Source organism: Brevundimonas sp. GW456-12-10-14-LB3, from assembly GCF_059424365.1.
Window position 1 is genome coordinate 60,248 of the sequence record NZ_JBWKZJ010000015.1, and the last position, 10,315, is coordinate 70,562.

The 10,315-nt window shown below is 68.1% G+C and carries 12 protein-coding genes and 1 other RNA gene; 6 read left to right on the forward strand and 7 right to left on the reverse strand.

Going from position 1 to position 10,315, the window contains the following annotated elements:
- Window positions 1–36 precede the first annotated feature (36 nt).
- The 5 genes from AC07XS_RS08460 to AC07XS_RS08480 all read left to right on the forward strand — a co-directional run bounded on the left by AC07XS_RS08460 (window position 37) and on the right by AC07XS_RS08480 (window position 4,971).
- Window positions 37–1,422: a cytochrome P450 gene (locus AC07XS_RS08460; protein WP_321208014.1), complete on the forward strand. Its 1,386-nt coding sequence runs from the start codon at window positions 37–39 to the stop codon at window positions 1,420–1,422.
- A gap of 171 nt (window positions 1,423–1,593) precedes the next feature.
- Complete coding sequence (locus AC07XS_RS08465; RefSeq protein WP_228185415.1) at window positions 1,594–2,601, forward strand: glycosyltransferase family 4 protein; 1,008 nt, start codon at window positions 1,594–1,596, stop codon at window positions 2,599–2,601.
- 67 nt (window positions 2,602–2,668) lie between these two features.
- Window positions 2,669–4,234, forward strand: coding sequence for an alkaline phosphatase D family protein (locus AC07XS_RS08470; protein ID WP_182714045.1), 1,566 nt, complete (start codon window positions 2,669–2,671; stop codon window positions 4,232–4,234).
- A 58-nt stretch (window positions 4,235–4,292) separates the two neighbouring features.
- A complete protein-coding gene (locus AC07XS_RS08475) occupies window positions 4,293–4,649 on the forward strand; it encodes a type II toxin-antitoxin system RelE/ParE family toxin (protein WP_182714044.1) in 357 nt (118 codons plus the stop codon).
- Between the two features lies 1 nt (window position 4,650).
- On the forward strand, window positions 4,651–4,971 hold the full coding sequence (locus tag AC07XS_RS08480; protein WP_182714043.1) for an XRE family transcriptional regulator: 321 nt from the start codon (window positions 4,651–4,653) through the stop codon (window positions 4,969–4,971).
- Window positions 4,972–5,020: 49 nt separating this feature from the next.
- On the opposite strand, the gene AC07XS_RS08485 is transcribed toward AC07XS_RS08480, so the two are convergent.
- The 7 genes from AC07XS_RS08485 to AC07XS_RS08515 all read right to left on the reverse strand — a co-directional run bounded on the left by AC07XS_RS08485 (window position 5,021) and on the right by AC07XS_RS08515 (window position 7,976).
- Complete coding sequence (locus AC07XS_RS08485; protein ID WP_054766419.1) at window positions 5,021–5,842, reverse strand: TIGR00282 family metallophosphoesterase; 822 nt, start codon at window positions 5,840–5,842, stop codon at window positions 5,021–5,023.
- Window positions 5,839–6,261 (reverse strand): type II toxin-antitoxin system VapC family toxin, encoded by a 423-nt coding sequence (locus AC07XS_RS08490; RefSeq protein WP_224764391.1) that lies wholly within the window; start codon window positions 6,259–6,261, stop codon window positions 5,839–5,841. The genes AC07XS_RS08485 and AC07XS_RS08490 overlap by 4 nt, the downstream gene beginning before the upstream one ends.
- Window positions 6,258–6,491, reverse strand: coding sequence for a type II toxin-antitoxin system VapB family antitoxin (gene vapB / locus AC07XS_RS08495; protein ID WP_221205100.1), 234 nt, complete (start codon window positions 6,489–6,491; stop codon window positions 6,258–6,260). Before vapB ends, AC07XS_RS08490 begins: the two co-directional genes overlap by 4 nt.
- Window positions 6,492–6,537: 46 nt before the next feature.
- Window positions 6,538–7,080 carry a 5-formyltetrahydrofolate cyclo-ligase gene (locus tag AC07XS_RS08500; protein WP_182714042.1) on the reverse strand — a complete coding sequence of 181 codons (543 nt, stop codon included), beginning with the start codon at window positions 7,078–7,080 and terminating at the stop codon, window positions 6,538–6,540.
- Between the two features lie 55 nt (window positions 7,081–7,135).
- Window positions 7,136–7,297: non-coding RNA, 6S RNA (gene ssrS / locus AC07XS_RS08505), on the reverse strand.
- 65 nt (window positions 7,298–7,362) lie between these two features.
- Window positions 7,363–7,680 (reverse strand): cell division protein ZapA, encoded by a 318-nt coding sequence (locus AC07XS_RS08510; protein WP_054766423.1) that lies wholly within the window; start codon window positions 7,678–7,680, stop codon window positions 7,363–7,365.
- Window positions 7,680–7,976 (reverse strand): hypothetical protein, encoded by a 297-nt coding sequence (locus tag AC07XS_RS08515; protein WP_182714041.1) that lies wholly within the window; start codon window positions 7,974–7,976, stop codon window positions 7,680–7,682. Before AC07XS_RS08515 ends, AC07XS_RS08510 begins: the two co-directional genes overlap by 1 nt.
- A gap of 95 nt (window positions 7,977–8,071) precedes the next feature.
- Between AC07XS_RS08515 and tkt the strand changes: the two genes are divergently transcribed.
- A complete protein-coding gene (gene tkt / locus AC07XS_RS08520; RefSeq protein WP_182714040.1) occupies window positions 8,072–10,063 on the forward strand; it encodes a transketolase in 1,992 nt (663 codons plus the stop codon).
- The last annotated feature ends 252 nt before the right edge of the window (window positions 10,064–10,315 follow it).

Genomic DNA, 10,315 nt, shown 5'->3' on the forward strand with positions numbered 1-10,315 from the left:
GGACCCCAAGTCTAGGGCCTCACTGGAGGCATGGACATGACCCTGGCCGCCGACGCCGTCTTCCGCCCTGCCATCCCGCCCCGTCGCACGGGCGGCCCGCTGTCCCTGCTGCCCTTCCTGTGGATCAGCTGGCGTGACCCCCTCCGCATGTGGTCCGAGCGGCATTTCACCGAGCCGCAGCTGTACGGAAACAGCGCCTTCGGCGAGATCCTGGTGGTCAGCCACCCCGAGGGCGTCCGCCACGTCCTGACAGAAAATGCATCAAGCTATGTGAAGGGCGACCTGCAACGCCGCGTCCTCGGTCCCATGCTGGCCGAGGGCCTGCTGCTGACCGAGGGGGACGCCTGGCGCCGCGTCCGGCGCATCCTGGCGCCGCTTTTCACCCCCGCAAAGATGGCCACCCTGAACGCCCGTATGGCGGAGGTTTGTCAGGCGCGCGTCGCCGGCTGGTCCCTGTCTGCGCGCGGCCGGGTGCTGGATATCGACAGCGAGATGTCGGGCCTGACCTTCGACATCCTGTCGGCTACCATGTTCTCCGACGAACTGGGCGGCGAGGCCCGCGGCTTCGAGCGCGCCCTGAACCAGTTCCTGGCCAACGGCGCCCGTATCGATCCGCTGGACGTGCTGGGCGCGCCGGACTGGGCGCCCCGTCTGGGTCGTCTGGCCAGTTTCGGTTCGGCCCGTTTCTTCGAACAGCGCGTCACCCGCTTGGTCGAGGCCCGCCGCGCCCGCATCGAGGCTGGGGACATGCCGCCCCAAGACCTGCTCAGCGCCCTGCTGCTGGCCCGCGACGAGAACGGCGGACCCGGCCTGTCTGACGAAGAAGTCGCCGCCAACATCCTGACCTTCATCCTGGCGGGGCACGAGACCACCGCCCGCGCCCTGGGCTGGACCCTGCACCTGCTGTCGCGCCAGCCCGAATATCTCGCCCGGCTTCAGGCCGAGGCCGACGCCTTCGACGTCTCCGATCCGCAATGGGCCGAGGCCCTGCCCTGGACCCGCGCCGTGCTGGACGAGACCATGCGCCTGTTCCCGCCCGCCCCGACCATGGCCCGCAAGGCCCTGGCCGACGACGAGATCGGCGGCCAGCCGATCAAGGCCGGCGCCACCGTCATCATCTCCCCGTGGATCCTGCAACGCCACAGCCTGCTGTGGGAAGACCCGGACGCCTTTAGGCCGGAGCGCTTCCTGCCCCAGAACCGCAAGTCCATCGACCGCTACGCCTACATCCCCTTCAGCGCCGGCCCCCGCGTCTGCATCGGCGCCGCCTTCGCCATTCAGGAGGCGGTGATCGCCCTGGCCTCCATTCTGCGCGCCGCCGAGGTCGAGCCGATCACGACGATCGAACCCCGCCCCGTGCACCAGATCACCCTGCGCAGTCGCGAACCGATGCGACTTCGGCTGAGGACGCGCAGATCCTGACGAATTCACGCGACGGAATTCGCCGCTCTGTGCGTTGAACGCGGGTGTCGCCGACCGGGCGCCATTGTTCAGCTTGCCATCAGCTTCAGGACGACCGCGCTGCGAACCGCCATTCTGCTGCCGCCGGGTTCGCTCTTCTCCGAAGCGCGCCCCAACTCCATGGAGACGGTCGTGCGGACGCTCGCCCGCTGCGATCATGATCCAGACACCCGCATTCTCTGCCAGGAGGGCGCCCAGGACCACAACGCCTCCCGCGTGATCGCCCTTCCACGACGCAACACCCAACAGAGTCTGTTCGACGCCCTGCGCGCGCTTCAGCCGGAACTGATCGAACACCATCAGCAGGTGAAGCAGGCCCTGGCCGTGTCGGCGCGTTTCCCCCAGGCGGTGCATGTCCTGTATCGACACAATGCATTGAAGCCCGCGCGCCAGTGGTTTGATCGGTGGCGCTACGCCTTGCGCTACAGCCGGATGGACGGCTTCATCTTCGTCAGCCAGGCGGAGAAGACGGCCTTCGCCCGGACCTATCCGCAGCTGGCCGATCGCGCCCACGCCGTGCCCAATCCTATCGACGCCGGCGCCTGGCTGGCGCCGCCGGAAGATCGCCGGCCGATCATCGCCTTCGCCGGACGGGCTATGCCGGAAAAGGGATTGGACGTCCTGTGCGCCGCCTTGCCGGCCGTGCTGGACAGCCACCCGACCTGGCGCGCGGTCCTGATGTTGAACGACTGGGCCGCGCACGCGGACTGGGCCGCCCCGCACCTCACGCCGCTTCAGCGGTTTGGCCCCCGGGTCGCCGTCCTGCGGTCCGCCCCGCTGGACCAGGTTCGCGAACAGATGAAATCCGCCGCCATCGCCGTGACGCCCTCGACCTGGGACGAGCCCTTCGGTTTGACGGCGGTGGAAGCCCATGCGGCGGGCGCCGCCCTGATATCATCCGGGCGCGGCGGCCTTCGCGAAGCCAGCGGCGACCACGCCCACTATCTGGAGGCCGTGACCCCCCGTCACCTGGTGGCGGCGTTGGACGCCTTGATCCGGGAACCGAACCGCCGCCTGGCCCTGGCCCGGGCGGCCCAGCACTATGTGCTCAAGACCCATACGCCCGAAAGGCGCGCCGCTGAACTGGCCCAGGTGCGCCGCCAGTTGGTCGAAAGCCGGAAACGCCGCGACGCCGCCTGACGCCCCTCGCAGCCGGAAGACCTGTCACATTGTAGGGGTAAAGGCGACGAAAACTCAGGATGCGCCGATGACCCGCCTCGCTCTTTCACGCCGCGCCATGCTTGCGGCTTTCGGCGGCGGCCTGGCCCTGTCGCCGACCGGCCCCGCCCTGGCCCAGGCCGTGTTCGATGTGAACCCCTTCCGGCTGGGCGTGACGGCGGGCGACCCGCTCCCGGACGGCTTCGTCATCTGGACGCGCCTGGCCCCCGACCCGCTCGCCTACGGTTCCGGCATGCCCAAGGCGCCCGTCGCCGTGAAGTGGGAGGTCGCCGCCGACCGTGGCTTCAACACCGTCGTCCGTTCCGGCGAGGCGATCGCCCGGCCCGAGCTGGGCCATTCCGTCCATGTCGAGGTCGAGGGGCTGGAGCCCGCCCGTCCCTATTTCTACCGTTTCCAGTGCGGGACCGAGCGCAGCGGCGTCGGCCGCGCCAAGACCGCCCCCCTGGCCGGCGCCTCCGTCTCGGCCGTCCGCTTCGGCGTCGCCGGCTGCCAGGACTATGAGCAGGGCTATTACACCGCCCACCGCAAGATGGCGGACGAGGATCTGGATTTCATCTTCTGCTACGGCGACTACATCTATGAGGGCCGCGGCAACCCCATCTACCAGTCGGGCGCCGGTCCGCAGGACAACACCCGCGTCCACCTGGGCGGCGAGGTCTACAGCCTGGATGACTACCGCCGCCGCTATTCCCAGTACACCATGGACGCCGACCTTCAGGCCTCGCGCGCCTCGGCCGCCTGGTTCTGCACCTATGACGACCACGAGGTGGACAACAACTGGGTCGGCGACATTGATCAGGACGATACGCCGCCCGAAGTCTTCCTGCTGCGTCGCGCCGCCGCCATGCAGGCCTTCTACGAGTTCATGCCGATGCGGAAGTCGGCCTTCCCGCGCGGCGCGGGCATGCAGGCCTATCGCCGGGCCCAGTACGGCGATCTGCTGGACGTCGCCTTCCTGGACACACGCCAGTATCGCACGGACCAGCCCTGCAGTGGCCGCTTCAACGCCGCCTGCCCCGGCATAGAAGCGACGACGGCTCAGGTTCTGGGCGACGCTCAGGAAGCTTGGCTGCTGACCAACCTCGACCGGTCCAAGGCCCGATGGAAGGCCCTGGCTCAACAGGTCATGATGATGGACCTGAACCGCAACACCTCCGGCGGCCAGGGGGTCAACACCGACAGCTGGGCCGGCTATCGTGTGCCGCGCAACCGGCTGCTGAGCCACATCCGCGACCGCCGCATCGACAATGTCGTGGTCCTGACCGGCGACGAGCATCAGAACTATGCGGGCGGTCTGTGGCTTGACGGCAGCCAGCCCGAGGGTGCCCCTATCGCCGTCGAATTCGTCGGCACCTCGATCAGCTCGCGCGGCGACGGATCGGACCGCGGCGCCGACTACGACCGGTTTATGGCCGTCAATCCCCAGCTGAAGTTCCGCAACTCCCAGCGCGGCTATATGGTCTGCGAAGCCACGCCGACCGTCTGGACCACTCAATTCAAGGTTTTGGACAAGGTGTCGGACCGCTCGGGCGTGCTGACGACCCGCCAGACCTTCGCGATCGAGGCGGGATCGAACACGCTGACGCCGGCGTGATGACCTCGCATAGGCTGGAGCCTATGGACAGGATATAGCCTCTCAGCTATATAGCGACATGCCATGGGCCGTCAGCAACCATGATGAGTTCGACCCCGAGTTCGACGCCCTCCCAGTCGAAGTCCAGGACGAGCTATTGGTGATGACGGCGCTGTTGGAAGTCTATGGGCCCCGGCTGGGCCGCCCCCATGCCGACACCCTGGCAGGGTCAAGGCACGCCAACATGAAGGAACTTCGGTTCAAGGCGGCCGACGGGGTCTGGCGGGTTGCGTTCGCATTTGATCCGGAGCGGCAGGCCATCCTGCTGGTCGCCGGCGACAAGGCAGGCGTGGCCCAGAAGCGATTCTACAAAGGCCTTATCGCCAAGGCAGACAGCCGGTTCACCAGCCACTTGAGGGCGTTGAAGGAGACATAAGATGGGTCGCACGCGCGAAGAGATCATGGCTGCGCTGCCCGAGGCCCGCCGGGCGCGCATCGACGCCCGCGCCGCCGAACTCGTGGGCGAAGTGGAAGGCCTGAAGGCGTTGCGCGAGCTCGCCGAACGCAGCCAGGAGCAGATCGCCCAGGCGCTTGGAGTAAAGCAGCCTTCGGTGCTCAAGATGGAACGCCAGGCCGATCTCTACCTGTCCACTCTGCGCCGGTTCGTCGAGGCGGCCGGCGGCACCCTTGAACTGCGCGTCGAACTGCCCGGAAAGGGCGTCCTTCACCTCACGGGCATGGGCGACATCAGCCACTGAGATAGGATCCGCCTCGGCCAGGAGAGCGCGGCGACTTCTCCCGTGCGGATCAGAGAACCGGCACCGCCTGGCTCAGCCGCCCGCCGACCCGGATCGGCTCGACCCGCGTCGCCAGCCCCGTCCGGTCGTCCGTCTCCACGAAGACGCCGCACACGGTGGCCGGCCCGGACGCCGGCGTATAGCGCCCGCCCGAAATCCGGGTGGTGAAACGGCGCAGCGGCTCTTCCTTTTCGTTGCCGATGACGCTGTCATAGTCGCAGCAGCCGCCGGCGTCGGTCTGATAGGCCGTGCCGCCCGGAAGGATCTGGCAGTCGGCGGTCGGGACGTGGGTATGGGTGCCGACCACCAGCGACGCTCGCCCGTCGCAGAAATGGCCCATGGCCATCTTCTCGCTGGTCGCCTCGCAGTGCATGTCGACGATGACCGCGTCGGCCACGGCCCCCAGGGGCGCCGCCGCCAGCTCGCGTTCCACCGCCCCGAACGGATCGTCCATCGGGTCCATATGCACCCGGCCCAGCACATTCATCACCAAGACGGTGCGGCCCGTGTCGGTCTCGAACAGATTGGCCCCGGCGCCCGGCGCATCCATCAGCCGCGGATAGTTGGCCGGCCGGATCAGACGCGGCTCGCGCACGATATAGGTCAGGGCCTCGCGCTGGTCCCACGAGTGATTGCCCAGGGTCAGGCAGTCCGCCCCCGCCATGAACAGCTCACGCGCCGTATTCTCGGTAATGCCGAAGCCGCCCGCGGCGTTCTCGGCGTTCACCACCACGAAGTCCAGCTTCAGGTCGCGCTTCAGGCCCGGAAGATGATCGCTGATCCCGTCACGGCCGGACTTGCCGATAACGTCGCCGAAAAACGCCAATCTCATTCGTGTACGCCTTTACCAACATCCGACCAGTCCTCGACCCTTAGGCCGGCAACGCGCTCGAACTCGCCAGTGTTGCGGGTGACGACGGTCAGCCCCCGACTGCGAGCATGACCCGCAATCTGATAGTCATAAGGTCCGATGGGGCGACCGCGACGCTCCAGATCCGCACGGATAGCCGCCGTATGCCGGGCCGCATCTTCGTCGAAAGCAAGAATGTCCAGCCGCGCGAGGAACGACTCCAGCCGTTCGGCGCGACGAGAGTCCGCGAGCTTGCTGGGTCCAACCGCCAGTTCCATGACGACCACCGTCGATACATGAAGCGGCTCGTGCTCAGACCTCAGACGCGCATTCAACGCAGCGCTGCGGCCCCGCAGGATTTCGATACAGATGCTGGTGTCCAGCATATAGCCGGTGCTCACCAGTCCTCCCGCTTCTGCATTTCGGGCTGGTCGCGATCTGGCCAATCCGAAATGCCGGGCTGGTCGAGAAAGTCATCCCACAGCGCATCCACCGGCACCAGGCGCAGGCTCTTGCCCTCCTTGATGACGCGAAGCTCCTTCACGTCATCGGGAAAAGCCACGGCCTTGGGCAGTCGCACGGCCTGCGAGCGATTGGACTTGAAGACCGTGGCTTTCAGCGGGGCGCTCATGGCCTCCCTATCGGCTTGCTGCACGGATATGTCAATGGCATATCCCTCAAAACGCCTGATACCCCGCCTCGGTCAGCACCCCGTGCAGCCGCATGTCGTGCGCCTCCAGGTTCAGCGCCTCCACCGCCTGCCCCGCATAGGCGAAGCCCACCCGGATCACATCGGGCCGGGCCGCAAAGGTGCGGTCGTAGAAGCCGCCGCCCTGCCCCAGCCGGCCCCCGGACGCGTCGAAGGCCAGTAGCGGCGTAATGATCAGGTCCGGCTCCACCACCTCCGTCAGCGGCAGGGGCGCGGGACAGCCGGCCGCGTCCAGCTCCAAAGGCTCGCCCGGCGACCAGGCGCGAAAGACCATGGGCGCGTCCCGCTCCAGCACCACCGGAAGGCACAGCCGCCGCCCCGCCGCCTCCAGCGCTACAGCCAGGGCTCCGGTGTCCAGCTCGGACCCCATGGCGCGATAGAGGGCCACGACAGCCCCCTGCGGCAGGGCGTCGATGTGGTCGGCGGCGCGTTGGGCGGCGGTCGGATCGGTCCCGGCCAGGGCCTTGCGCCGCGCGCGGGCGGCGGACCGGAGTTCATGCTTGTCGAACATGGGTGCGCTCAGCTGGCGCGCGTCTCACGCGCAGGGCGAAGAAGGGGAAAGGGTTGGCGGCGCCGCGTGAACCGTGAAGAGCGGTTTAAATCCTCTCGACCTGGGTAGCCAGGTGGGCTCCATATGCCCAGGCCCTCGAGCCCGGACAGGGACAGATCCCTTCGAGTGAATTAAGGTCGCGAGGAAATGTTGCCTCCGACGTGAGCCGCAGCAGGACCCGCCGTCGCACAAGATAGGGCCTGCGCCCCGCCTTCTCAAGCGGCGTAATCCGATCAGCCGCCTTCAGATGGATTGGGCGATCTTCTCGATCCGGGCTGCAACCGCATTCAGCGCCTCAGCCACGCCGTCACGGGTGGGCGCCGGGTCGCCCGTCGGGGCCGGCGCTCCGCCGCCGTTCAGTCGGGCCTCATGCAGCTCATCCGCCAGGATCAGGGCCGACATCAGGAAAAGCCGCAGATCCCCCACATGGCCGACGTCCTGGGCCACCTGGCGCACCTGGTTGTCGAACTGTTTGGCCAGGATGCGGACCCGCTCCTCCTGTCCGTCGGCGCAGCCCACCGCATAGGGGCGACCGTTCACCTCCACCGTCACCGTCGCCATCAGTCGGCCTCGCCTTCGATTTCATCGCGAGCCTGACGTTCGCCCTGGACCAGCACCTCTCGCACGGCCTCGGCCGCCCGGCCCAAGGCTTCAGACGCCTCGCGCCCCGCAGCCTCCAGTTCGGCCAGGCGTGCGGCGTCCGCCGCCCCGTTCGCATCGCTGCGGGGCGCGAACAGATCGTCGTCGGCGATCGGCGGCGCCGAAGCCGGTCGGGCCTTCAGCGCCAGGATCTTGCGTTCCAGGTCGGCCAGGGCCCGGTCGATACGGGCCCGTGCGGCCGTTGTGGCGTCTGCCATCGGTCGCTCCTTCAAATTGCGTATAGAACCCGAGGACGCGCCGGGGTAAAGCGGCGCGCCTCTGAATTTCCGTTCCCGCCGAAAGGTCTCGCCTCGTGAACGACGTCAAATCCGCCCCCAAGGCCACGCCCCAGCAGATGGCCAACGCCATCCGCGTCCTCGCCATGGACGGCGTCGAAAAGGCCAAGTCGGGCCACCCCGGCATGCCCATGGGCATGGCCGACGTCGCCACGGTGCTGTTTTCGAAGTTTCTGAAGTTCGACGCCAGCCGTCCCGACTGGGCCGACCGCGACCGTTTCATCCTGTCGGCCGGCCACGGCTCGATGCTGATCTACGCCCTGCTGCACCTGACCGGCTACAAGGCCGCGACCAAGGAAGAGCTGTCGAACTTCCGTCAGTGGGGTTCCAAGACCGCCGGCCACCCCGAGTACGGCCATATGCCCGGCGTCGAGGTCACCACCGGCCCCCTGGGCCAGGGCCTGGCCACCTCGGTCGGTTTCGCCATGGCGGAACGTCACCTGGCCGCCAAATACGGCGAGGACTTGGTCGATCACCGCACCTGGGTCATCGCCGGCGACGGCTGCCTGATGGAGGGCGTGTCTCAGGAGGCCATCGCCCTGGCCGGCCGCTACCGTCTGAACAAGCTCACCGTCCTGTGGGACGACAATGAGATCACCATCGACGGCAAGGTCTCCCTGTCGGACGCCACCGACCAGAAGGCCCGCTTCAAGGCCGCCGGCTGGGCGGTCAAGGCCATCGACGGCCATGACATGAACGCCATCAAGGCCGCCCTGAAGTGGGCGACGCGCCAGGACAAGCCCACCCTGATCGCCTGCAAGACCAAGATCGGCAAGGGCGCCGCCACCATGGAAGGCAGCCACAAGACCCACGGCGCCGCCCTGGGCGCCGCCGAGATCGCCGCCACCCGCCTGGGCCTGGCCTGGGATCACGAACCCTTCGAAATGCCCCAGACCATAGCCGACGCCTGGGCCAAGGTCGGCCGTCGCGGCGCCAAGGACCGCAAGAAGTGGGAGGCCCGCCTCGCCGCCTCGCCCCAGGCCGCCGATTTCACCCGCGCCATGAAGGGCGACCTGCCCGAGGGCGCCTTCGACGCCCTGAACGCCAAGATCGCCGAACTGATCGAAACCCAGCCCGCCCAGGCCACGCGCCAGTCCTCGGGCGCCGCCCTGGACCAGGTCTTCGCCGCCATCCCCGAACTGGTCGGCGGCTCGGCCGACCTGACCGGCTCGAACAACACCTTCGTCGCCGGCACCCCCATCTTCGACCAGCCCACCTATGAGGGCCGCTACGTCAACTGGGGCATCCGCGAGTTCGGCATGGCCGCCGCCATGAACGGCCTGGCCCTGCACGGCGGGATCATTCCCTACGGCGGCACCTTCATGGTCTTCTCGGACTACAGCCGCCCGGCCATCCGTCTGGGCGCCCTGATGGGGGTCCGCGCCATCCACGTCCTGACGCACGACTCGATCGGCCTGGGCGAGGACGGCCCGACCCACCAGCCGGTCGAACATCTGGCGGCGCTTCGCGCCATCCCGAACCTGAACGTCTTCCGCCCCGCCGACACGGTCGAGGCCATGGAGTGCTGGCAGATCGCCCTGCAGTCCAAGACCACCCCTTCGGCCATGGCCCTGTCGCGCCAGAAGACCCCCGCAGTCCGCACCGTCGCCGCGATGGAAAACCTTTCCGCCAAGGGCGCCTATGAGATCAAGGCGGCCTCGGGCGAGGCCAGGGCCACCCTGTTCGGCACGGGCACGGAACTGGCCCTGGCCCTGAAGGCGGCGGAGACGCTTGAGGCCGAAGGCGTGCCGACCCGCGTCGTCTCCGTCCCCTGTTTCGAACTGTTCGAGCAGCAGGACGCCGCCTACCAGGCCTCGGTCATCGGCCGCGGCACGGTGCGTGTCGCCGTCGAGGCCGCGATCAAGCAAGGCTGGGAGCGGTTCATCGGCGAAGACGGCGCCTTCGTCGGCATGACCGGCTTCGGCGCCTCCGCCCCCGCCGAAGTCCTCTACGACAAGTTCGGCGTCACCGCCGACGCCGTCGTCGCAGCGGTGAAGGCGCGGCTGTAATCTCTCTTCATCTCCCTCTCCCCCTGCGGGAGAGGGAGACCGCGCACGGCGGCGCAGCCGTCGTCCTGGCGCGGTCGGGCGAGGGGTCACGCCGGCCGAGCCGTTTCGCATCATCCAACCCCTCATCCGGCCCTTCGGGCCGCCTTCTCCCGCAAGCGGAGAAGGATCAGCAGGAGCAGACGATGAAATCGGGCGCCCTCGCCTTTCTTCTGACCCTCGCCCTGTCGGCCCCCGTCGCCCACGCCCAGACGC

Bases quoted from the DNA above. Each gene is read 5' to 3' on its own strand.
- AC07XS_RS08475 (WP_182714044.1), top strand. From the start codon at position 4,293: ATGCCATGGGCCGTCAGCAACCATGATGAGTTCGACCCCGAGTTCGAC.
- AC07XS_RS08460 (WP_321208014.1), top strand. From the start codon at position 37: ATGACCCTGGCCGCCGACGCCGTCTTCCGCCCTGCCATCCCGCCCCGT.
- AC07XS_RS08485 (WP_054766419.1), bottom strand. From the start codon at position 5,842: ATGAGATTGGCGTTTTTCGGCGACGTTATCGGCAAGTCCGGCCGTGAC.
- AC07XS_RS08470 (WP_182714045.1), top strand. From the start codon at position 2,669: ATGACCCGCCTCGCTCTTTCACGCCGCGCCATGCTTGCGGCTTTCGGC.
- AC07XS_RS08510 (WP_054766423.1), bottom strand. From the start codon at position 7,680: ATGGCGACGGTGACGGTGGAGGTGAACGGTCGCCCCTATGCGGTGGGC.
- AC07XS_RS08515 (WP_182714041.1), bottom strand. From the start codon at position 7,976: ATGGCAGACGCCACAACGGCCGCACGGGCCCGTATCGACCGGGCCCTG.
- AC07XS_RS08500 (WP_182714042.1), bottom strand. From the start codon at position 7,080: ATGTTCGACAAGCATGAACTCCGGTCCGCCGCCCGCGCGCGGCGCAAG.
- vapB (WP_221205100.1), bottom strand. From the start codon at position 6,491: ATGAGCGCCCCGCTGAAAGCCACGGTCTTCAAGTCCAATCGCTCGCAG.
- AC07XS_RS08480 (WP_182714043.1), top strand. From the start codon at position 4,651: ATGGGTCGCACGCGCGAAGAGATCATGGCTGCGCTGCCCGAGGCCCGC.